We start from the raw sequence: 22,145 nt of genomic DNA, 5'->3' as shown, positions 1-22,145 counted from the left end.
ATCACTGAAGAGACAAAAACGCTCGTTTTGCGTTCCCCAACCCGCAGTTTTGAAGATATTTCACAAAAAAACATTTTGTTAGACAGTCTGGCGGAACACGGATTTTGACCGTTGCCCCTCGGCTGCTCAGAAAGAAACGTCATGAACAACAGTCCGTTTGAAATTTTTCGCAGAAACCTCAAGCCACTCATGGTCGTGCTGATCGGGTTGGCCATGTTCTCGTTCGTCGTCCTCCCAGCCCTGCAGACCTACCTGCAACGCAACCAGGGAGTTGGTGACCAAATCAAATTGGCGACCTTTGACGGCAAAACCATTTCGGAGGGGCGTGTTGCCTATCTGACACGAAACCACCAATCCACCGTCCGGTTCTTACGTGAATTGGCCGAAGAAACGATTCGTCGCAGTGGAATCCCCAAAACACCCGGGTTTCGCTATGACTCGCAGAACGGCCAGATCACCGCATTGGGAATCAGCGAAATGCCGAGTGAACGGCTATCGGTGAAAACCCTGCAATTCGCATCGGAAGCCAAAAAGGCTGGCTTTGAGCTGGACGATACCGCCATCAGTTCCTGGTTGTCCTCGTTCACCGATGGCTTGATGAGCGACGGGGAAATCGACGCGATGTTGATGCAAAGCACGCGGAACCAAATGGGGCGAGTGCATTTGTACGAACAGTTGCGCAACCATCTGCTTGCCGACCTGTACCAACGCAGCGGCTTTGCGACGGTGGCGGCAGGACAAATGCCAATCATGACCCCCGCCGAGGAATGGCACAATTTCTTGAAACTCAACCGCGAAGCGACGGTCGACGCCTACGGCGTTTTGGTTAGCGACTATGTCGACAAGACCAACGCGTCACCAAGCGAGGCGGAAATCAAGAAGGTCTACGAAGCGGGCAAAGACGTTGACTCCTACGACCAATCGCCCGATCCCGCGTTCCACCGCCGGTACACGGCGAATTTCGAATACCTGGTGGCTGACCTGCAAACCTTCATCGATGAAGAGGCGGCCAAGTTCAGCGAAGAGGAACTACGAGCCGAATACGAACGTCGATTGGCCGGCGGCGAGTTCCAGATTCCCGACGATACGGCTGCCGAGGCGGCGATGGGGGGAGGCTTGGATACCGAAGTAGAGGTTTTGGAATCCGAAACGGTCGATGTTGCGATGCCAACCGAACAGGAACCGGCGTCTGCCGCGGAAAACGGCGAGCAGCCCAACGCCGAAGAAGCAACCGCTGAAGAAGCAACCGCTGAAGAAGCAACCGCTGAAGAAGCAACCGCTGAAGAAGCAACCGCTGAAGAAGCAACCGCTGAAGAAGCAACCGCTGAAGAAGCAACCGCCGAAGAGCCCGCTGCCGATGCGCCCGCCCCGGTAGAGGAGGATCAGTCAAGCCGCGATCGGATTCGATCAATGCATGCCAATGGGGTCCGTTTGGTCTCGATGCAAGAAGAAGACGAAGAACCCGCTGCCGAACCGGAGATGGAGGAGCAGCCAGCTGCGGAACCCGCCGAAGCCGAACAGGCCGATGCGGAATCGGAACCAGCTGTGGAATCGGCCGAACTCGATTCGCCATCCGATGCTCCGATGGCGCAGGAAGCGGACACTTCGGATGAGTCACCTGCAGAAGCAGAAACGGAAGAAGTATCGGAGGTCGAATCGTTTGAGGAGGTCCGCAACCAGATCGCGGATTCCTTAGCGCGGCCAATTGCGATGGAGCGAATGAATTCGGCCGTGATCGAGCTCGATTCCAAAATGCGTCGCTATTTTGGTCAGAAAGCGATCCACGATAGCAATGTTTCGATTGGACAAAAATCAGACCCGCCGACCCCCCTCGACCTGAAGGCTATGGGGGAAGCGCTTGGGTTCCGTTACGCTGCGATTGGTCCGCATAGCGAACTGACGATTGCGGACGAACCGATCGCCAGTTCATTGGAGGTTGGATCGCAGCAAATGCAGCGGGGCCCCTCGTTCGTGACCATGATGTACGGCGGCGTCACGCAACAAGGCCAACCGGTACCGCGGCAAGAAATACATTCCCCCCTTCGCACGGTCGATGATCGCGCGGGACGCATCTATGTTTCTTGGAAAAACGACCAGACCGACGCCTACACGCCCGAGCTCGACGAGGTCCGCGCGGAAGTGATCGAGGCCATTCGATTTCAGGAAGCTCGCAAATTGGCAATCGCCGACGCAGAGAAATTGGCTGCGGATGCGAATGCTGCCGCAGGCAAGGACTTGGTCGATTTCCTCCCAGAGGATCAAAAAGATCAACTATTGACGGGACTCGGCCCCTTCAGCTGGATGGATTCATTCGGCTTCCAAGGTGCTTCGATCGGAAATGTCCCAGAGTTGGACAGCGTCGGCGAGGCGTTTATGGAAACCGTCTTTGAGTCCGAAGTGGGAGCATGCGGCGTTGCGTTAAACCAGCCAGAGCGGGTCGTCTACGTCGTCAAAACCACCGGCTTCCAACCAGACTTGGACGCACTCAAGGCCCGCTTCAAAGAGCCTCGTGAGCGGATGATGGCGATGTTGGCTGGCGGAGGCTCTGCGAACGAGGTGTTGCGGGGTTTCTATGAATCCGTTGACAAGCGGACCGGTTTTGAATACCTCCGAGAAGACGAAGACCAATAGGGTGTTCCTCGCAGCAGTGCCGAAGCCGTCGATCGATCACCGCAAAGCGGAGGGGTGAGACTATCCCTCCGTTTCCCCTTGAATCGTGATCACGATGTTTCGGCCGCTGGCGCGATCGCGATGTTCACAAAGGTAGATTCCCTGCCATGTGCCAAGTAGCAGGCGTCCCCCGGCGATCGGAATCATCACGCTGGCGCCAAGCATCGATGCCTTGACATGCGCCGGCATGTCGTCGGGGCCCTCTAAGGTATGAACATACGGCAATGTCTCGGGCACCGCGTGGTTCATAGCGGTTTCAAAATCAACGCGGACATCCGGATCGGCATTTTCATTGATCGTCAACGACGCGCTGGTGTGTTGAAGGAACACTTGCATCCATCCAACGCGAACCGTCGAAAGCTGAGGGATCGCGTCGGTGATGTGGCGAGTGACCAAGTGAAAACCACGTCGGGCGGCCGGAAGCCGCAGGGTTTGCTGGATCCACACAGAACGTACACTCCGAGAGAGGGAGGAAATGTCGAGCGGCAAAAAAATATTTTCCATGCTCACTACAAGTCCGCCATTGTGACGCAAGAGCACGTCGGGCCAACCCGCCGCCATGCTGGCAAGGGCCTCCTGGGCAACACTCGATCGGCTGGCAAGTCTGACCAAGGACCGTCATCGACGCGCAAGGCAAGACTAAGACCCCTTGACAGATCCACCGCGAAGTCGTCCCCCGGAGTGACGAAATCTCAATCCTTGCCGTTTTTTTGCGATATTCGGTCGCGACACGCCACCGGCAGAGCCTCGCAGCGAGTCACACTAGGGGATTGTTTACACAAAATTCTTGACTCTTTCGCGATCAAGTCAATAATCACGTCGTGAAGTAAGCCGTCGTCCATTGGATTTGGACATTTTGAGATTTGAACTGTTATTGGTTTCGTATTGTTCGGGATTCACATACGGGACCGTTGGGAGCAGAGAACAAAAGTATGAGTCATTGCAAGAACGTATTTGAGGCCATCTTGCGATACGGGCACGATGAAGATTTCGTCCCGCATCAAGACGAGCAGTTCGAACCCACCGATGCCCCCGCAGGCAGCCGTGAGAAAATCGAAGTGCTGCGTCGCCGAGTCGAACTCGGTCAACCGCTATGGCATACCACCGACCGTGTCGATTACAGCGGTTTGACCGGAGCCATTCGCCCACGCGAATAGTTCGCCCACGCGAAGACGACCCAGACGCCCTTCGAAGTTGCGACTCTCTAAGGGCGTTTTGCATGCGCTGAAAGCAAAGCGTCGCCCTGCGCAAAAGCAATACTTTTTTGCGCACGGTTTAACTTATCCAGCGGGTCCTTCGTAGGTATCTTGGAAGCCATTCAGGGGCGATCGTCTTTCCCGGCGACTCACACCTCCCCAGCTTTCCAACTCAAAGCGAGCCTACAAGAGCCATGCGACGACTGACTCCGCCCCTCCTGCTTTTGGTCTACCCTTTTCTGCTTGCCGGTGTTGGCCTCGTCGATGCTGACGATCCCGTGGCCGCCAGCGAAGCGAACGTGGGTCAAATCACCGTTCACGTCGATCAGCCAACGGTCGAGTTGTCCGAATCGCTGTATGGCCTGTTCTACGAGGACATCAACTATGCAGCAGATGGTGGGTTGTACGCAGAATTGGTCCAAAACCGGTCCTTTGAATACTATCCGGTGCAGGGACGAAATAACCGTCGGGACTCGTTTCGCCCACTTTACGCTTGGGACAAGGTGGAAACGGGGGGCGGTCAATGCGACCTGTCGGTAGAGCATTCCGAGTCGCTCAACACTCACAACACGAACTACGTGCAGATTCGCATTCAAAAACCTGGCGACGGTGTTGGGATCGCCAACCGAGGTTTCGATGGCATCTACGTCGTCGAGGGCGATCGCTACGATTTTTCGTTCTATGCAAAGCGGACCCGCGACTTCGATTCGCCCGTGACGATTTCGCTTGAGTCCGAGTCAGCTCCGATTGCAAAAGCAATCCTTCCCAAACTGACCGATCAGTGGGCCCGCTACGAGGTGTCCCTTTCGCCTTCGGCGACCGTCAACGACGCTCGCTTGCTGCTCACTCTCGGTGGCACCGGTGACGTCTGCATGGACATGATCTCGTTGTTCCCGCGCAAAACATACAACGGTCGCAAAAACGGATTGCGCGCGGATTTGGTTCAAGCACTGGTCGACTTGAAACCTGCGGTGTTTCGCTTCCCGGGTGGCTGTATCGCCCACGGCCAAGGACTCGACAACGCCTACCGATGGAAGGACACCGTCGGTGATGTGGCGATGCGGAAACCGAATTGGAATCTGTGGGGTTACCACCAAACCTACGGACTCGGTTACTACGAATACTTTCAGCTGTGTGAAGACATCGGTGCGGAGCCGCTCCCCATTTTGCCCGTCGGTGTGAGTTGTGGATTCCGCAAACCGTTTCAAAATGCCGAGATGGGCAAACTGCAAGAGTGGGTCGATGACGCAACCGATTTGGTCGAATTTGCAAACGGTCCGGTGGACAGCACGTGGGGCAAGATCCGAGCCGAGATGGGGCATCCTGAACCGTTCCACTTGAAGTACATTGGCCTCGGCAATGAAGACCACCACACCGCGGAATTCGAAGAACGTTTTCCGCACTTTGTCCGTGCACTTCGTGAGCAAGCTCCGGAGATCAAGATTGTTGGCACCTCGGGCTTAGGGCACGAAATCCCGATCTATGAGTTCATGAATCGCCAAGGATGTGAGCTTTCCGACGAGCACTACTACGAATCACCTGAATGGTTCATCGACAACGCCGATCGTTTCGATGACTTCGATCGCAGCAAGACGAAGATCTTCGTCGGCGAGTATGCCTCGCGTGGCAACCGGCTGTACAACGCCGTGGCCGAAGCGGTCTATTTGACCGGGATTGAGCGAAACGCCGACATCGTGCAAATGACCGCCTATGCTCCGTTGTTTGCCCGTTACGGCTTCACTCAGTGGCAGGCAGCCGATCTGATTTGGTTTGACGAGAAATCGGTTGTCCGAACGCCAAACTACTACGTGCAGCAGTTGTTCAGCGTGAACAAAGGCGATCACTATTTGAAGAACGAATCCGAGTTCACGTTGGCACCGAGCGAAGACAACCCTCCCGCCATCGGCCAAGTGGGGGTCGGCACCTGGGCAACCGAATCGATCTACGACGATATTCAAGTCAGCGACGGAAACAAGTCGCTGTTAAGCGACGATTTTTCCAACGGGTCAGCCAACTGGGTCGTCGAGGAGGGTGATTTTTCGATCGTTGATGGAGGCTACTTGCAATCGGACTCCGCTGCAGTACCGGCAACGAGTCTTAGCCAAACCCGATTCCATTCACCCAACCTTGTCTACAGCCTGAGAGCCAAGAAAATCCGAGGCAACGAGGGTTTCTTGATCCTGTTTGGAAACAAGGAATCGGGCAGCCATTACTGGTGGAACATTGCGGGTTGGAACAACACTCGGCATGGCATTGAACGAGCGGTCCAGGGCAAACGGGACGGAAAGATGATGGTCGCCTCCTGCCCAGGCCGCGTCGAATCGGGCGTTTGGTATGACGTCCGTGTCGAAATCTCCCCAGGTCGGATCCAATGCTTCCTCAATGGCGAACGGATTCACGACGTCAAAGAAACCCAGCCGACCCTTCATGTCGCCGCCAGCCATGAGGATGCGACAGGAGACGTGATCGTCAAGGTTGTGAATCCCACCAACCAGTCCTGCTCGACAGGGATCCATTTGGAAGGAGTGGACGCGGTCAATCCCATCGCGACCTTAACGTTGTTGACCGGGAAGAAAGACGAAGAGAATGACCGCGAAACTCCTGATCGCGTGGCGCCCGAGGAAAGCCAAATCAAAGTCGCAAAGGACTTTGACTACACCATCCCACCTATGTCGGTCCAATTCATCCGGATCCGCCAAAACTAAGGGGCTTCCGCTTTGAGTTCGTTGAAGCGGCTTCGCATGCTTGCGAGACGCTCGGCGTATTGCGGATCGGCGGCAAGATCGTTTTCTTCCCGCGGGTCCTGAATCAGCTGGAATAGCTGCTCGCGATCAAAGTCGGGCCAATAGAAGTACTTCCACTCCTTTTGCACCAGCGCTTCGGAGGAGGGGATGAAATCAATGCTCTTGAACGTCGGGTGCTCATAGAAAAACTCGGTCCGCCATTCGGGTTGCTGGTCCGCCAAGTAAAGTGCCGACATGTCGTGTCCTTGCATTCGCTCAGGTGCTTCAATACCGGCGGCGGCAAGGATGGTCGGAGCCAAATCGACGTTCAGGGTAAAGTCGTCGTTTGTCTGACCTGCTTTCGTGGCTTGCATTCGCGGATCGCGAATAACAAGCGGGACTCGGATGCTTTCTTGATGCGGGTACCATTTGTCGGCCAAGCCATGTTCGGCATGGTAGTAACCGTTGTCGGTGGTGAAGATAACGAGCGTGTCGTCCAACACACCTTGCTTCTTCAATTCCTCGAGCACTTCGCCGCAAGTCGAATCAACTTCTGTGGCAAGCCGATAATAGTTCTTCATCATCGTTTGATACTTCTCAGGCGTATCAAAACGCCAATGCCAACGGTTTCGACCTTCGTTCTTTTCGTTGGCGATGAAGGATGGCAACCTGCGGAACGATTCGTCGGTTGCGTTCGGTGCAACGGGAATCGTCACATCTTGGTACAGACTCATGCTTTCGGGCTGCGGTAAGAATTGCAAGGGATTCTTGTCTTCGGCGTGCGTTGCGAAGAACGCGACTGTCAAACAGAACGGTTTGTCCTTGGGGCGTGTCTTGAGGAAACGCATCGCATCTTTTTCGTTCTTCTGCGTCACATGGATCTTGCTGCCGTCCGGCTCGGTGATCCAGTGCGTTCCGTAATAGGACGTTCCGAAGTCAAATTTGTCTGCGGGGAATTTACCGTTGTGCCACTTGCCGACTTGCCCGACGTAGTAACCGTTTTCTCTCAGCAACCCGGGGTAGGTTTCTTCCCAAGGGGTCTTGAACGCACTGAAGGCACGGTTGCCGTGGCGAGCCATCCATTGGCCGGTAAACAACGTTGCTCGCGAGACACCGCAGATCGATGTCGTCACGCAATTGTGGGTAAAGCGGATGCCCTGCCGAGCCAGACTGTCGATATGGGGTGTTTGCACGACCGGATTTCCAGCAACACCCAGCGTGTCGTGTCGCCAATCGTCGGCGTAAAGCACGACGATATTCATCGGCTTTTCGGACGCGACCGCGTGGTTGCCGTGGGCAAGACAAAGGAAGTGAAAAAAGACCGCCACAGCAGCAGTGAAGAGGCGTTTTGTTCTCATGTTCAATCGTTCACGGAGTAAGGATCAGGTCAGTGTTCAAATTTCAGCAATCAACGTCGATTCTACTACATCGGTCCGCAGTCAGGGATAAGCAAGGACTAGTCGTGTTGCACGAGTTCTTCGAGATGCTGCCCAACACATTCCGCCAAAACCAAGGGGTTGTATCCTCCTTCGAGGACGCTGACGATTCGGCCATCGGCGTGCCGCTGAGCGATGCGAATGATCTCATCGGTCATCGTCGCAAAGTCTTCGCTTTCGAGCCCCAAGGATCCAACCGGATCGAGCCGGTGGCTATCAAATCCTGCGCTGACGAGCACCAGTTGTGGCGAGATCTTCTCGGCAAAATTCCTCAATGCCGCGGCAAATTGTTCGAGCTGCTCTTTTCGGTTGGTACCGAACTGAATCGGCAAGTTGCAAGTCGTTCCGGCACCCGCCCCCGCACCGGTTTCGTCCTTCATTCCGGTGTGAGGATAAAAAGGCGATCGATGCATCGAAAAAAAACCGACCTTGGGATCTTCCCAAAAAATCGCTTGGGTTCCATTGCCATGATGAACATCAAAATCGACGATCAGGACACGTTCGAGACCCAACACCTCGGTAGCCACGCGAGCTGCAACGGCAACGTTATTGAACAAGCAGAAACCCATGGCTTTGTCTGCCAAGGCATGGTGGCCGGGGGGCCGAGACAAGCAGAATGCGCTGCTGTCTTCACCACGAACCACCCGCTCGACCGCGTTGACCACCGCCCCCGTAGCCTTCACGGCCACGTCATAAGAACGCGCGCTGACCACCGTGTCGGGATCCAACTGACCCCCACCGCTGGCTGCCATCTGTTCGACCCCAGCAATGTGCTCGGGTGTATGGACAAGCTGCAATTGTTCGGGTGTCGCCCCGTCCCATGCGGGCCGCTTGCAAAGTGCGTCGAGCGAGACGAAGTGCATGTAGCGCAGCACCGGCATGATGCGACCCGCGTTCTCGGGATGGTCGCCAGTCTCGTGTTCTTGAAAAATCGGGTCAGAATAGAAGAGTGTCATTGCAACTCGTAAAATCGTTCTCTTTGTAAGGGGCGATGTCAGGCTCTGAGGGCTGTACGGAATACCGACGCTGGCGATCAGTATATCCCCTGCTCCGAGGGAAAACATGTTCATCGGCACATTCTTTGCTGCCGAAACTCCTAGCAACCGCGTGGGGAAGACGTGAGCGGAATGGCGTTAGCCACCGATGAACGAGGAGAGGGATTTCTAGCGCCAAATCGGTACCTGGCTTCTTGCCGTTCACCAATGGAAATCCGACAGTACTTTCTCGCACGATACTGAATGCGTATGAATCAACAATCCTAATCGAGGGGCCACCACAAAGGGGCCTTCATGCAAGGCTGCCTATCCATGGACGGATGCAAAACCGCTGCGGCGCGATGCTGTTTTCATTTCAAACCGGCGTCGCACCTGTTCGCGTGCCTGATGCTGTTCGGGTTAGGGACCCATTCGAGCCCGGCACTTGGACAATGGGCTTACGCGGATCCCCAACCGGTTCAAAACGATCTGAGCTACACCCGCCACGCGTCGCCAATCAACAGTTTTCATAACTTGGATTTGCCGGCCCCCTATTGCTACGAACCCACCTTTGGCGCCGAAGTCGGCGGATTAGCCTTGTTGCGGGTTGCCCCCGATGCCTTTCCGATGGTGTACAGCGACTCGAGCGAGTTGATGGCGACCAGTGACATCGTTGAACCTGAAATGAAACTGGGTTACCGCGTCGCTGCCACCTTTTTCAATCTGAGTCGACAAGTGCCAGGGATTGACACCGAGTTTGCATTCTTTACCGTCGGTGGCATGATTGCCGAGTCCACCATCGACACCAACACTTCACTGGTCGACTTGCAAATCGGTGGCCATGCATGGGTGTCGTCTTGGGCATCACTTCAAATCGCTTACCAAGGCCTATTCCTTTCCGACGCCGTGGGCGCCGTGGAGCAATCGAATTCGCAATCCTTCTTTGACTCGGCAACGCAGACGCCTGCGTTCCATGACATCACCTGGCACGGCCTGCACGCTGGCTTGAAGATGATTTGGTAAGGCGTCTCAATACTGTGCGGCAGGACGACGCCACGGCAGATCATTGTCGCTGGTTGGCGTCCCCGTTGAGCTGCTCGAACGGGTGACAATCGGATCGGTGGTTGGCCCATTGGCAGGGAAACTCGCTGGAGTGCCGACCGATTGTGGCAACAGCGGTGCCGACACCGGTACCGACAGAGGTGCTAAAGACGGCTGGTTCGGCGGGTAGGCCACGCTGGCAGCCGGATCGACCGACGGTGGGTAGTAACCTTGTGCAAAGCCTGAGGTAGGACCGGTTGCGACCATCGGGGCCGCCGCGTAGGACGATGGGGAAGAGGTTGCCCCCGTCAAGTCGTTCACTCGCATCCCGCTAAACTGCAGCCCGCTGGATGGGGGGGCAGTTGATGGCGACTGCGGCAAAGCGGGTTGTGCGTAAGCGTTGGGATGGACGGGTGCAGAGCGGATGTCGGTGTTCGTTTCGGTCCAGCCCACGGTCGCGACTCCGGAACCGATCGGCTGTGTTCCGGCTGAGAAGGTGCTGGTTGAACGGGTCGCTGCATTCCCTGCAAACGAATCGTAGGCAGCCGCCGGGGGTGCAGCAATCGACGACGTTTGTCCGTAGGGAACAAAACCACCCGCTTGTGTGTTTGCCGAATTGCTCGGTGGCGGCGGGACACGCGTCGGGGCGCTAAAGGAGCCCATCGCCGAGGACGGGGTCGTTGGCGTTCCAACCGGAGTCAGGCCCACGGGAGCGAGCGGTCCGATGGGCGTCAGCGGACTACCAGCAGTCGTGGAAGAGGTTTGGCGACAGCCGGCAAGGGTCAAAGCCATTGCGAGGCAGCAGGCTGCGAGGCAGATTCGTCGCATTTCGAACACCGAAAAAGTCAAGGAAATTGAATCGATTGCCATGCTTTAGCAAAAATTTGAAAAATCTCGAAAGAGCATTGCCGGTGATTTTTGAGCCTGCCTGCCCCAGCGAGCTTCTTTTTGACCGCCTGGGTGGGGCCAACACAGACGTTTTTGTCGCGAAAACCGGTGTTTGGCTCGTACTGATTTCGATCGACTGGCTGCCGAATCCGAAAAAGTACTTTGAGCGATTTCACGACCTACCTAAAATAGGCTCACTCTTCTTTTCTATCGTCTTCCGCTTACAATCCACGCTCGCGCCACGACGAACGCTGGCGGCGAGCGATTTTCCCTCGTTTCTCAATTTGACTGACGCTGATGTCCCATTCGAAAGGTCCCAAGCCGGCTCCCATCCCACCTTCGGCTCAAGCCGAGGCCGAGTTGAAGCGTGCCGTCACGATGGCCCGGCTCAAATCGAGCCTGCTTCATGAAAACGAAGAACTGGAGGTGGACAAGATTTTCCGAGCGCTTGTGAAGCTGGAAGGTTCTGACTTGCACCTCAAGGTCGGGCAACCCCCCATGGTGCGTGTTGGTGGCGAGTTAAAGCCCTTGAACCGTCCGCCCATCGAAAACGAAGAGATGGTCGACTTGCTGATCCCGATGATGGACGATCGGAACTTGCATATCTTTGAAGAGGAGGGCGGTGCCGACTTTTCCCACCAATGCGTCGTCGATGACGTTCGTTGGCGTTTCCGCGTCAACATGCTCAAATCACTCGGCAATATCGGATTGGTGGCCCGCCGGATTAGCAACTGGATCCCCGATTTTCGCGGCCTTTTCCTACCCGATTCGATGGAAAGCCTGTGCCACTATGACCAAGGCATGGTGCTGCTAGCCGGGGTGACCGGTAGCGGGAAGAGTACGACGATCGGCTCGATGCTCAATTACATCAACAGCATCTATCGCAAACATATCCTCACGCTCGAGGACCCGATCGAGTTCATGTTCACGGAAGACAAAAGTCTGATCAACCAACGAGAAATCGGTCAGGACGTCAAAGACTTCTCGATCGGAATGAAACACGCGGTTCGCGAAGACCCCGACATCATTCTGGTGGGCGAACTTCGTGACGAAGAAACGTTCATGACAGCGATTCATGCGGCGGAAACGGGACACTTGGTGTTCGGAACCATTCACGCGTCGAGTGCCGCGACGACCATCGGTCGTATTTTGGACTTGTTCCCCGAAGAAATGCACGGCGCGATTCGCTCGGCCATTGCGTTCAATATGAAAGGGATCGTGGCCCAGAAGTTGCTCCGCAGTATCAAGCCTGGCGTCTCGCGGGTTCCCACCTGCGAAGTGATGACGTTCACTCCGATGATCCGGAAGTTGGTACTCGAAGGGAACGACAACAAGTTGCCAGACGCCATTCGCATTGGTGCCGAAGAGGGCATGCAAGACTTTACGATGAGCTTGAAGCAGTTGATCGATGATGAGTTGATCGACCGCCCCACCGCGTTCGCCGTCGCACCGAACAAAGAATCCTTGTTGATGGCCCTCAAGGGCATCGATGTCAAAGCACCGGGGATCATTTAAGTCTCACTCGCGCATCCCGACGGCATCCGTTATCGGGCGAATGCTTGTTTTGGTGCGGCGATTTTGTCTGCGAGCGGAAGCTCGCTCTTTGCGGCCACGCCGCCCTACGATTTTCTAAAAAGGCTTAGAAGCCACCATGGCACAAGAACCCGAACTGCAACTTTGGCAAACGGTCGCTCCCGTCGATTTCCTTCCCAACATCAAAGACAAAACGCAATCGCAGTCGCTGCTGATCACGTCTCGTCAAGGTGCCGGCTATCCCATCGCAGGTGGCCAATTGGCCCATGCCATCCAAATGCGTGCGACCCACGTGTTGATGGACTTCTCGCAAGCCGCCTGTGCGCTGCGATACCAAATTGATGGAACCTGGGAACAGCTTCCGCCGCTGGATCGAGAATCGGGTGACGCAATGTTGCACGCCATCAAGCAGCTCTGCTTAATGAACCCGGCTGACCGCCGCAGTTCACAAACGGGCAAAATGGGCTTAAAGATGGGCAAGGACAAGTTCAAGTTGTCGATTCAATCGCAAGGCGTCCCCACAGGCGAAAGGGTACTGGCAAAAATCGAAGCGGAAAAGATTCCGTTCTCGAACCTGGCCGATCTTGGCATGCGTGACAAAATGATCGCGTCGCTCAAAGAACAACTTAACCGCCCCGGTAACTTTGTGGTGATCAGCACTCCCAAGAGCGAAGGACTCACGACCACTTGGAGTATCGCGGTCGATGCGGCGGATAAATTCGTACGTGACTACCAATCCTTCGAAGATCAGTTGAAACCCGAACCCGAAATCATTAACGTCAGTGCGAACTTCTACGGTGGCGATACCAAGATCGAGCAACTGGCACTGCTCAAGCGGATGATCCTGAAAGAGCCCGACGTATTGGTCTTCCCGGAGCTTCCTGAGAACGAGTCGATGCGAATTTCGCTCGAGCAGGCGGAAAAGCACAGCAAGAGCGTGCTGACGCGATTGAATGCACCCACCGCGATGGAAGCCTTGTCTCAATTGGTTGCAAAGTATCCCGAGTCGTCCAAGGCAATCGCCAAGCTGACCGGCGGCGTCCTTTGCCAGCGACTCGTGCGTCGGCTTTGTGACAACTGCAAAGTGGGGTTTGAACCACCGCCCCAACTTCTCAAACAATTGGGCATTCCCGCAGGGCGAGTTGCCGCGCTGTATCAACCGTTTGTCATGCCACCGATTGAAGAACAAGTGGACGCCAATGGTAAACCAGCCCCCATCACACCGTGCCATGTTTGTAACGCTCGGGGTTACATGGGCCGCATCGCAATTTTCGAATGGTTGAAACCGGGAGAAAAACTGCGCGATGCGATCATCAAAACCCGTGACATCGGCCAACTCAATGCGATCGCCAAGGCCGAAGGGCATCGCGGCATCCAAGCCGAAGCCGTGCTGACGGTCGCACGAGGCTTGACCAGCCTCGATGAACTTAAACGGGTGTTTGCCAAAAAATAGGGCTCGTCCGCAGAATCAGTGCGTCACCATGATGCTTGCGAATGGACTCAATGGATCTCCTCTTGCGTGCGACTTTGACGGTGGTATCGGTCGTAGCGCTGCCCCTCCGCCTCTCCGCAACCGCATCATCCGCTTGCTGCCACTTCTTGCGTCAATATGTACCGGTTGGGCGTTGTGTACCTTAATTGTGTTCTATGTTTGCTTGGGTCGTTGGATTCCGAGCAAACTTTCTTGAGGAAACCTCGCCATCACGATGGTGAGCGACAGCTTGGAAAGCGACCCTGCACGAGTGCTCTGCGTTTGGCCGCTTGTTTTGGAAACCGGGGGAACGCGCAGAATTGATCAAAACAAAGCAATCGGTTTTATCCGGGGATTTTCCAGCTATGCGAACTGGCACACAGACAGCAAGACCTGAAGTCAATCGTCAACAGCAATTTGAGGACATTAAACGTCGCATCCACAGCAAGTTGGTCGACAAGCTTGACCTTTCACGTGTCGGCGACCTCAAGGGCGAAACGCTCACTCGAGAGATCCGTTTGGTCGTCGAGCACCTTTGCGACGCCGAAGATACCCTGCTGAATCGTCAAGAGCGGGAACGAATCGTCGATGAAGTGCTCGACGAGGTGCTTGGCCTCGGTCCACTCGAACTGATCCTGAAGGACCCGCAGGTCAGCGACATTTTGATCAATGGCCCGAAGAACATCTATGTGGAAAAAGGCGGCCGGATGCAGAAGACCGACGTCGAATTCCGCGACGGGAAACATCTGCTGCAGATCATTGACCGGATCGTCAGCAAGGTTGGCCGTCGAGTCGACGAGACCTGTCCCATGGTGGATGCTCGTCTCGAAGATGGTTCGCGTGTCAACGCAATCATTCCACCGCTGGCGCTCGACGGAGCGGCGGTCAGCATTCGTCGTTTCGGTAGCAATCCACTGAAACTCGAAGACCTGCTGAACTACCGAGCCTTCACGCCTGAGATGGTGATGCTGCTCGAGGGATGTATCAAAGCACGGTTGAACATGATCATCGCGGGTGGTACCGGTTCGGGGAAAACAACACTATTGAACACCCTCAGCTCGTTTATCGGTCATGACGACCGGATTGTCACGATCGAAGACGCTGCGGAGTTGCAGCTTCAACAAGACCATGTGGTTCGGTTAGAGACGCGTCCACCCAACATCGAAGGAACCGGTGCGGTTACGGCAACCGACTTGGTCAAGAATGCCTTACGTATGCGTCCTGAGCGTATCATCATCGGCGAATGCCGCGGTGGGGAAACGTTGGACATGCTGCAAGCCATGAACACCGGTCACGATGGGTCATTGACGACAATTCACGCCAACACCCCTCGCGATGCGATCGCTCGTTTGGAGACGTTGGTGATGATGGCGGGATTCGAATTACCAGTCAAAGCCATTCGCCAACAAGTCGCAGGTGCTGTCGACGTCCTGATCCAGGCCAACCGCTTGCAGGGAGGCCCGCGGCGTGTCACGGCGATTACCGAAGTGGTCGGAATGGAACAAGACACGATTGTGCTGCAGGACATCTATCGGTACGTGCAGAAGGGCATCGACGACGAAGGCAAAGCGTTCGGGCATTTCGAGTGCACCGGCGTTCGTCCATCGTTCATGGAAAAATTGGAGTCCGCCGGTGTTCGGTTGCCGAGCAGTGCATTTCGTGAGCGAGTCATTATGCCGGCGTAGGCATTCTTCGTACGTGGCCCATGGTGAAGACCTGGGCCGCGTGGTGTTTCTCCTCGAGTTTCAAGAAATCTCCCCTTAGTCTTAAAGCGTTACTGTCATGAGCGGAATCGTCATCGTAATCGCCGTCGGTGTGTTTGTTGCATCGCTCGTTGCGTTTGCAATCAACATCATGATGCCGGGAACCGATTCGACGTCGGCCGAAGATCGTCTGGCCGCGATGGCATCGCGACGCGGAGGTCGCGGCGTCGAAGAATCCGAGTACAAATCGTTGCTGCTTTCCGGTTCGGAAGGCTCGGGAAATCGATTCGCCAGGTTCTTGGAGGAATTGCCGGGGCTGAGCGATTACTTGGAACAAGCCGACATCAAGATGCCGGCAACCCAGTATGCCTTCATCTGCTTGGTGTCGTTTGCGGCGGGACTTGGCTTGTGCATCCTCGCGCCAGTACCCAAGTTACTCGCTCCACTCGTCGGTTTGGCCTTCCTGACCGTACCGGTTGGCTGGTTGTTGATGAAGCGCAAACGTCGCTTGGCGAAGTTCGGTTTACAAATGCCTGAGGCACTTGAGCTGCTTGGTCGATCGCTTCGCGCTGGCCACTCGCTGAATGCCGGTTTTGACTTGGTTGCCAAGCAAATGGAAGCTCCGTTGGCAACCGAATTCGGCCGGACCTTTGAAGAACAGAACTTTGGGATTCCGCTCGACGAAGCCATCGAAGGCATGGCGGCTCGCGTCCCGAACATGGACCTTCGGTTCTTTGCAACCGCCGTGGTTTTGCAGCGTCAAACCGGTGGTGACTTAGCCGAAATCTTGGACAAGATTGGTTACATCATTCGCGAGCGACTGCAAATCCATGGGCAAATCCAAGCGCTGACGGGTGAAGGCCGAATGAGTGGTGCCGTACTGTTAGCGCTGCCACCGGTCTTGTTCCTGGTGATGCTCAAATTGAACTACGACTACGTCATGATGTTGTTTATCGATGAAATTGGTCGATACTTGCTCGGCATCGCACTGGTGACTCAGATCATTGGGGCCTTGGTGATCAAGAAGATCATTACGATCAAGGTCTAACGAATCTCCCAACGCCATCCCTGCACCAAACTAACCTCGACTTTGTCCGCCGATCGTTCTATCAGGAACGCCCTCTTATGAATACCTTTGCCATGTTCGCTCTTGCATTCAGCCCAGTGACGATCACGTCGATCGCGATCTTTTTTGGTGTGACCGCTCTTGCTTGGTTCATCTTAGGACGAGTCAGTGGTGACGATAAACCTCGTGCCGAAGCACGACTCGATGCCATGCGCCGCCGCAAAGGCGGCGACGAGGTCTTTTCGGAAGAAGATCTAAAAAAGAGAAAGAACCAGGCGCTCGCCGCCGCGTTGGAAAAGGCCACCTCCCCCCTTGCCGATACGGTTCGCGGTAGCGAAAAGGAGATGAGCACGCTGCGGGAGATTTTGATGAATGCCGGTTTCCGTGGCGAGTCCGCGCCGATCGTGTTCAAGGGCATCCAATTGATCATTGCTGTCGTGGGCCTGTTCTTTGGGGGAGTCTTCGGAATTCTCGCGGATGGTTTGACGCAGCCCATGTTGCTCAAGCTGCTGGGGGGGCTGGTGGTTGGCTTCATGCTTCCCAAATTCATCCTGGGCTTCTTGGCCAAGCGGCGGATGGAGTCCATCTTCCTCGGCTTACCGGACGCACTTGACTTGATGGTTGTTTGTGTCGAAGCGGGATTGGGAATGGACCAAGCGCTGCGAAAAGTGGCTGAAGAGATGTCCAAGAGCCATAAATCGATTGGTGAAGAATTTAGCGTTGCCAACCAACAACTACAGTTCGGTCGACCTCGTTCCGAGGTCTTGCAGGCTCTCGGCCAACGCAGTGGTGTGGACGATCTGAAGCAACTCGCTTCCATTTTGATCCAAGCGGACAAGTTTGGCTCGAGTGTCGCAAACGCACTTCGAGTGCAAAGCGATTCGATGCGAACGAAACGCCGACAAATTGCAGAAGAAAAGGCAGCCAAGACCGCGGTCAAGATGATCTTTCCACTGGTCTTGTTCATCTTTCCCGGGATTTTCGTCGTCTTGGTCGGCCCCGCCGGCATCAACATGTATCGCAACATGCTCAGCAAGTAGCGAACCGGCCGCTGAACACCGTCTGTATCGACCCCCGAGGTCTTGTGTCCGCATTATCCAAACTCGCATCCCAAGTTTCCGAGTTGCACCCGATCCAATGCTCAATGGCCCTCAGCCCGGCGGTGGCATTCTCGAGCGGCGAAACAGCAACCCACTTGTACCAAATTGCCCAGGAGGCGATTACGAACGCTGTCAGGCATGGCAGTGCGACCGAAATCGAAATCGCAATCCAGTGTGAGGATGGCTTCTGTGAGCTGAGGATCTCCGACAACGGCGCCGGCTTTGACCCAAGGGATCGGGAAAGCCTGGGCAGCGGAATGCGATCCATGGGATACCGAGCGAGCGTCATTGGTGGTAGGATGTCCATTGTATCGGGAGCTCATCGAGGCACAATTGTCTCTTGTATCGTGCCAGATCCATAGGCTCTGTTTAGAAAGGGCGGTAAGCAATGTCTACGGTGATGATCGTCGACGACCATCCGATTACTCGTGAAGGGTTGGCGATGCGTATCCGGCTGGAACCCGATTTGGAAGTCTGTGGCGAAGCCGAAGACGTTGAGGATGCACTCGCGGTGATCGAGCAACAAAAGCCAGATGCTGCGGTCATCGACGTTTCGCTCAAATCGGGAAACGGCATTGAGTTGGTCAAAGAAATTCGAACTCGATTTCCCGATGTGCGATTGTTAGTTTGGTCGATGTACGACGATTCGTTGTACGCCGAACGTGCGTTACATGCCGGCGCCAACGGATACCTCAATAAACGACACGCTCATGAAACGATGATTGATGCGATCCGGACCATCTTGGCGGGTGAGGTCTTTCTCAGCCCCGAGTTCTCTGCGAAGATTCTGAAGCGGTTGTCTCAGGGGGGAAAGGCCGAGCTAAGATCCCCGTCGCACGTGCTATCGGATCGCGAATTAGAGGTATTCGTTAACATTGGCAAAGGGATGAAGACGAGTGAAATTGCCGAAGGGATGCGGCTGAGCCCCAACACCATCGAGACCTATCGATCACGAATCAAGGATAAATTGGCGCTCAGCCATACCGCTGAATTGGCAAGGGTTGCGACTCACTGGGTCTTAGAGAATAGCTAGTGGACGCGTTTTCCAACCTGCTCGCAGGGCCTAGCCAAGTTCCCATCCTAGATCGTAAAGTGGTCGCGATGGTATTCACTGGTTTCTATCCCCGCTTGTTTCTCGCTTGCCCCGCCTTCTTTCTTGACTCCCCCCCCCTCATCCAATCGTCTCGCGGGATCTGCATGGCAACCGCTTGCCAATCCTCTCTTTCGAGCGTTTTGGATCGCGTCCTTGGCGTCCAACCTTGGCACGTGGATTCACGAGATCGGCGCGGGGTGGCTGATGACCTCGCTCGATCCTTCCCCTTCCATGGTCGCGGCCGTACGGACCGCGATGGCGGCGCCGATCGTGTTTTTGGCAATTCCCGTCGGTGTGCTGGGAGACCGTGTGGATCGACGTCGGCTGTTGATCCTGACGCAGTTGGTCCTTTGCGCCACGACCGCCACGTTATCCCTGCTGACCTTTTCTGGCGTCATTACCGCGTGGATGCTCTTGTCGCTGACTGTGGTGATGGGCATCGGAATGGTGGTTCATGTTCCGGTTTGGCAAGCCGCGGTTCCAGAATTGGTACCCAGGAATCAACTGTCGCGTGCCGTGGCGTTGGGCAGCATCAGTTTTAACCTCGCCCGCGCTGTGGGACCGGCAATTGGCGGTATCTTGATTGCCGCCGCAGGAGCTTGGATCGCGTTCGCGATGAATGCGTTGTCGTTCGCCGGAGTCGTTGCGGTGCTGGTGATGTGGCGACGCGACCGACGCGAATCCACTCGCGGGTTGTCGTTCCGCATGGCGATGTATCAAGGGCTTCGTTTTGTTGTCATCAACAAGACCATGCGTCACGTGATCATCGGCGTGGTTCTCTTTATCCTGCCAGCCAATGCGCTATGGTCACTCCTTCCTTTGGTGGCCAAGGAACGACTTGGCTGGGACGCTGGGGGGTTTGGTTTCCTGGTAGGATGCGTTGGTGTCGGAGCCGTTGTTGCCGCGTGGATCTTGCCCCGGCTCCATCGTCTGTTTGGAGCGGATCGGACCATTGCGGTGGCCATGGCATTCTTTGCACTTGGGTTGGCGGTCACCGGTTGGTCCACAACGGGATGGATCGTCTGTTTGGCGACCCTCTTGATGGGGGCAACGTGGATGATGACATTGACAACTTTGAACGCAACCGCACAAATGACTCTTCCAGGCCGGATGCGAGCGAGGGGAATGGGATGCTTCTTGACGGCAATGGCATTTTCAATGACTTCCGGATCGATCCTCTGGGGGCAGCTTGCCGAGCACACGTCGATTCAAACGACACAGCTGATTGCCGCTGCGGTGTTGGTGGCTACCGCAACGGTCAGCTTGTCCTTCAAAATTGGCAACCGCGTGCATCAAGAGCATGTGGGTACAACTCGGTAAGTGCGTTTAAGGATAAGCTCCGTGACGAAAGACCAGATCTATTCGCTTCCTCAACGACGTGTCGGCGACTTCACGTTTGATGATGCTGTCGCAGACGTTTTTCCAGACATGATCGCTCGATCGGTTCCCGGCTACGCTTCGATCTTGTCCATGATCGAGCAGTTATCGAGTCGATTTATCCTGCCAAACACCAATGTTTACGACCTCGGTTGCTCTTTGGGAGCCGCGACCCTGCTGATGCAGCCCCAGGCGCCACCCGACTGCATCCTTCATGCAATCGACAATGCCCCCGCCATGGTTGAGCGGCTTCGCAGCATCGTCAATGCACAACCGCCGAGCGGCTGTCGCATTCAGGTTCACGAAGCGGATATCTGTGAGTTCGCCTTGGACCATGCATCGTTTGTCGTGATCAACTTGACCTTGCAATTTGTTCCCATCGAAGATCGCACGGCTTTGATGCAATCGGTGTTCGACGCCTTGATTCCGGGCGGAGCGCTCCTGTTGTCCGAGAAGATCTGTTTTGAAGACCCGCTTCAACAAGCCTTGCTCACCGATCTGCACCATGACTTCAAGCGAGCACACGGGTACAGCGATTTGGAAATCGCACAAAAACGAACGGCGTTGGAAAACCGCTTGCTTCCCGAGACGACCGATTCACACGTCGCGCGGCTTCGCGATGTCGGTTTCGGTTGTGTGGCGCCGTGGTTTCAGTGCTTCAACTTCGTTTCCGTCTTGGCGGTCAAGTCGGAGCAGCCCACATGACCTTATTCGACCGCAACGCCTTGTACGAGCTGCTCCGAAAACGTGACGGGTCGTGCTGCGCGGATGAAATTCGATCGCTATGTGAAGATCGTTTTTTCCCAGCAAAGCATGGTAACCTGGACAAGTGGAAGCGAGCATGGAAACAGCTTCCCGACGGTCCCGATGTAACCCTCGACTCCCGCGGCGATGTCGTCAAGGTCCTCGGCAACTGTAGCGAAACGCAACGTGAAGACCTGCGAGAAACGCTCAAAATGTTTCATCCTTGGCGGAAAGGCCCCTTCGAGGTCTTGGGGATACCCATCGATACAGAATGGCGATCGAATTGGAAATGGGACCGTATCGGCTCGGCGATCGATTTGCGGGGTCAGTCGGTTTTGGACGTCGGATGCGGCAATGGTTACTACGGCTGGAAAATGCTCGAGGCTGGAGCCGAATGGGTCCTCGGCTGCGACCCCTATTTGCTCTACGTGATGCAATTCGAAGTGATCCGTCGGTTCGCACCGATGCCGGAACGGCATTTTGTCGTTCCCTTGACCGATACCGAGTTACCCAAATCGCTCGGCGCTTTCGATACGACGTTTTCCATGGGCGTGCTGTATCACCGGACCAGTCCCATTGATCATTTGCAGACGCTTGCGGAAACCCTACGCCCGGGCGGCCAATTGGTGCTCGAAACGTTGGTGGTGGATTCCTGCAAACCCGAAGTCCTCGTCCCGACCGGTCGCTATGCAAAGATGCGTAATGTCTGGTTCATCCCGTCGGTGCCCATGTTAAGCTGCTGGTTGACGCGGTGCGGTTACGTCGATGTCCAATGCATCGATATCACCCTAACGACGTCCGACGAGCAACGTCGGACGGACTGGATGACCTTTGAATCCCTTGCGGATTTCTTAGACCCGGACGATGCTTCCCGTACCGTCGAAGGCCATCCCGCGCCGCTGCGAGCCATCGTGACCGCAACAAAACGGTAAGCATCGCGTGAACAACAAGTGACGACTTTGGTAGTGGACGAGGCCACGAGTCCCGTGTTGCAGGACTCGTGGCCTCGTCCACTTCTATGAAATGTTTGCTGCTGTCAAGTGACTGTTGTGTTGGGGTGGTTGTTGATTGAGTTTGCGTTTAAACGATCCGGTTCCCCATTCTTCTATCCGAGCTCTGATGGCCCAAGT

At 55.4% G+C, this 22,145-nt stretch carries 18 protein-coding genes; 14 read left to right on the top strand and 4 right to left on the bottom strand.

The genetic code is table 11. The features are described from left to right. Nucleotides 1–141: 141 nt before the first annotated feature. Nucleotides 142–2,631, top strand: a complete 2,490-nt coding sequence (locus Poly41_RS35935) for a hypothetical protein (RefSeq protein ID WP_231615724.1) — start codon at nucleotides 142–144, stop codon at nucleotides 2,629–2,631. A gap of 60 nt (nucleotides 2,632–2,691) precedes the next feature. On the opposite strand, the gene Poly41_RS17045 is transcribed toward Poly41_RS35935, so the two are convergent. Next, nucleotides 2,692–3,174, bottom strand: coding sequence for a secondary thiamine-phosphate synthase enzyme YjbQ (locus Poly41_RS17045; RefSeq protein ID WP_146527945.1), 483 nt, complete (start codon nucleotides 3,172–3,174; stop codon nucleotides 2,692–2,694). 428 nt (nucleotides 3,175–3,602) lie between these two features. Here Poly41_RS17045 and Poly41_RS17040 point away from each other — a divergent pair, with 428 nt between their 5' ends. Beyond that, entirely contained in the window at nucleotides 3,603–3,827 is a 225-nt protein-coding gene (locus Poly41_RS17040; protein ID WP_146527944.1) for a hypothetical protein, read from the top strand. A 233-nt stretch (nucleotides 3,828–4,060) separates the two neighbouring features. Beyond that, complete coding sequence (locus Poly41_RS17035) at nucleotides 4,061–6,571, top strand: alpha-L-arabinofuranosidase C-terminal domain-containing protein (RefSeq protein ID WP_146527943.1); 2,511 nt, start codon at nucleotides 4,061–4,063, stop codon at nucleotides 6,569–6,571. Here the strand turns inward: Poly41_RS17035 and Poly41_RS17030 are convergent. Next, the gene (locus Poly41_RS17030) at nucleotides 6,568–7,947 is read right to left on the bottom strand and encodes a sulfatase family protein (protein ID WP_146527942.1); all 1,380 of its coding nucleotides are present in this window, start codon (nucleotides 7,945–7,947) and stop codon (nucleotides 6,568–6,570) included. The two genes, Poly41_RS17035 and Poly41_RS17030, sit on opposite strands and share 4 nt — an antisense overlap. A gap of 98 nt (nucleotides 7,948–8,045) precedes the next feature. Beyond that, on the bottom strand, nucleotides 8,046–9,095 hold the full coding sequence (locus tag Poly41_RS17025) for a histone deacetylase family protein (protein WP_231615723.1): 1,050 nt from the start codon (nucleotides 9,093–9,095) through the stop codon (nucleotides 8,046–8,048). 237 nt (nucleotides 9,096–9,332) lie between these two features. Here Poly41_RS17025 and Poly41_RS17020 point away from each other — a divergent pair, with 237 nt between their 5' ends. Then, nucleotides 9,333–10,022 (top strand): hypothetical protein, encoded by a 690-nt coding sequence (locus Poly41_RS17020; RefSeq protein ID WP_146527941.1) that lies wholly within the window; start codon nucleotides 9,333–9,335, stop codon nucleotides 10,020–10,022. 6 nt (nucleotides 10,023–10,028) lie between these two features. On the opposite strand, the gene Poly41_RS17015 is transcribed toward Poly41_RS17020, so the two are convergent. Then, the gene (locus Poly41_RS17015; RefSeq protein WP_146527940.1) at nucleotides 10,029–10,868 is read right to left on the bottom strand and encodes a hypothetical protein; all 840 of its coding nucleotides are present in this window, start codon (nucleotides 10,866–10,868) and stop codon (nucleotides 10,029–10,031) included. 438 nt (nucleotides 10,869–11,306) lie between these two features. Here Poly41_RS17015 and Poly41_RS17010 point away from each other — a divergent pair, with 438 nt between their 5' ends. The 10 genes from Poly41_RS17010 (at nucleotide 11,307) to cmoB (ending at nucleotide 21,947) form a co-directional block, all read left to right on the top strand. Further along, a complete protein-coding gene (locus tag Poly41_RS17010; protein ID WP_390621448.1) occupies nucleotides 11,307–12,443 on the top strand; it encodes a type IV pilus twitching motility protein PilT in 1,137 nt (378 codons plus the stop codon). Nucleotides 12,444–12,579: 136 nt separating this feature from the next. Next, complete coding sequence (locus tag Poly41_RS17005) at nucleotides 12,580–13,914, top strand: ATPase, T2SS/T4P/T4SS family (protein ID WP_146527938.1); 1,335 nt, start codon at nucleotides 12,580–12,582, stop codon at nucleotides 13,912–13,914. Between the two features lie 383 nt (nucleotides 13,915–14,297). After that, entirely contained in the window at nucleotides 14,298–15,617 is a 1,320-nt protein-coding gene (locus Poly41_RS17000; RefSeq protein ID WP_146527937.1) for a CpaF family protein, read from the top strand. Between the two features lie 97 nt (nucleotides 15,618–15,714). Further along, complete coding sequence (locus Poly41_RS16995; protein WP_146527936.1) at nucleotides 15,715–16,683, top strand: type II secretion system F family protein; 969 nt, start codon at nucleotides 15,715–15,717, stop codon at nucleotides 16,681–16,683. Nucleotides 16,684–16,775: 92 nt separating this feature from the next. Next, nucleotides 16,776–17,741 (top strand): type II secretion system F family protein, encoded by a 966-nt coding sequence (locus Poly41_RS16990; protein ID WP_231615722.1) that lies wholly within the window; start codon nucleotides 16,776–16,778, stop codon nucleotides 17,739–17,741. A 104-nt stretch (nucleotides 17,742–17,845) separates the two neighbouring features. Further along, complete coding sequence (locus Poly41_RS35715) at nucleotides 17,846–18,163, top strand: sensor histidine kinase (protein ID WP_146527934.1); 318 nt, start codon at nucleotides 17,846–17,848, stop codon at nucleotides 18,161–18,163. Nucleotides 18,164–18,189: 26 nt separating this feature from the next. After that, nucleotides 18,190–18,834, top strand: a complete 645-nt coding sequence (locus Poly41_RS16980) for a response regulator transcription factor (RefSeq protein WP_146527933.1) — start codon at nucleotides 18,190–18,192, stop codon at nucleotides 18,832–18,834. 123 nt (nucleotides 18,835–18,957) lie between these two features. After that, nucleotides 18,958–20,214: an MFS transporter gene (locus Poly41_RS16975; RefSeq protein WP_261344902.1), complete on the top strand. Its 1,257-nt coding sequence runs from the start codon at nucleotides 18,958–18,960 to the stop codon at nucleotides 20,212–20,214. A 21-nt stretch (nucleotides 20,215–20,235) separates the two neighbouring features. Then, the gene (cmoA, locus tag Poly41_RS16970; protein ID WP_146527931.1) at nucleotides 20,236–20,976 is read left to right on the top strand and encodes a carboxy-S-adenosyl-L-methionine synthase CmoA; all 741 of its coding nucleotides are present in this window, start codon (nucleotides 20,236–20,238) and stop codon (nucleotides 20,974–20,976) included. Next, nucleotides 20,973–21,947, top strand: a complete 975-nt coding sequence (gene cmoB, locus Poly41_RS16965; protein WP_146527930.1) for a tRNA 5-methoxyuridine(34)/uridine 5-oxyacetic acid(34) synthase CmoB — start codon at nucleotides 20,973–20,975, stop codon at nucleotides 21,945–21,947. The genes cmoA and cmoB overlap by 4 nt, the downstream gene beginning before the upstream one ends. Nucleotides 21,948–22,145 lie beyond the last annotated feature (198 nt).

Origin of the sequence: Novipirellula artificiosorum (genome assembly GCF_007860135.1) — a bacterium.
GTDB classification, from domain to species: Bacteria; Planctomycetota; Planctomycetia; order Pirellulales; family Pirellulaceae; genus Novipirellula_A; species Novipirellula_A artificiosorum.
Note: the sequence above shows the minus strand (reverse complement) of the source record. Positions and strands in the feature narration are given on the sequence as shown.

Bases quoted from the DNA above. Each gene is read 5' to 3' on its own strand.
- Poly41_RS17010 (WP_390621448.1), top strand. From the start codon at position 11,307: ATGGCCCGGCTCAAATCGAGCCTGCTTCATGAAAACGAAGAACTGGAG.
- Poly41_RS16995 (WP_146527936.1), top strand. From the start codon at position 15,715: ATGAGCGGAATCGTCATCGTAATCGCCGTCGGTGTGTTTGTTGCATCG.
- Poly41_RS17040 (WP_146527944.1), top strand. From the start codon at position 3,603: ATGAGTCATTGCAAGAACGTATTTGAGGCCATCTTGCGATACGGGCAC.
- Poly41_RS17035 (WP_146527943.1), top strand. From the start codon at position 4,061: ATGCGACGACTGACTCCGCCCCTCCTGCTTTTGGTCTACCCTTTTCTG.
- Poly41_RS16990 (WP_231615722.1), top strand. From the start codon at position 16,776: ATGTTCGCTCTTGCATTCAGCCCAGTGACGATCACGTCGATCGCGATC.
- Poly41_RS17045 (WP_146527945.1), bottom strand. From the start codon at position 3,174: ATGGAAAATATTTTTTTGCCGCTCGACATTTCCTCCCTCTCTCGGAGT.
- Poly41_RS17020 (WP_146527941.1), top strand. From the start codon at position 9,333: ATGGACGGATGCAAAACCGCTGCGGCGCGATGCTGTTTTCATTTCAAA.
- Poly41_RS17000 (WP_146527937.1), top strand. From the start codon at position 14,298: ATGCGAACTGGCACACAGACAGCAAGACCTGAAGTCAATCGTCAACAG.
- Poly41_RS17005 (WP_146527938.1), top strand. From the start codon at position 12,580: ATGGCACAAGAACCCGAACTGCAACTTTGGCAAACGGTCGCTCCCGTC.
- Poly41_RS16980 (WP_146527933.1), top strand. From the start codon at position 18,190: ATGTCTACGGTGATGATCGTCGACGACCATCCGATTACTCGTGAAGGG.
- Poly41_RS35715 (WP_146527934.1), top strand. From the start codon at position 17,846: ATGGCCCTCAGCCCGGCGGTGGCATTCTCGAGCGGCGAAACAGCAACC.
- Poly41_RS17025 (WP_231615723.1), bottom strand. From the start codon at position 9,095: ATGAACATGTTTTCCCTCGGAGCAGGGGATATACTGATCGCCAGCGTC.
- Poly41_RS17015 (WP_146527940.1), bottom strand. From the start codon at position 10,868: ATGCGACGAATCTGCCTCGCAGCCTGCTGCCTCGCAATGGCTTTGACC.
- Poly41_RS17030 (WP_146527942.1), bottom strand. From the start codon at position 7,947: ATGAGAACAAAACGCCTCTTCACTGCTGCTGTGGCGGTCTTTTTTCAC.
- Poly41_RS35935 (WP_231615724.1), top strand. From the start codon at position 142: ATGAACAACAGTCCGTTTGAAATTTTTCGCAGAAACCTCAAGCCACTC.
- cmoB (WP_146527930.1), top strand. From the start codon at position 20,973: ATGACCTTATTCGACCGCAACGCCTTGTACGAGCTGCTCCGAAAACGT.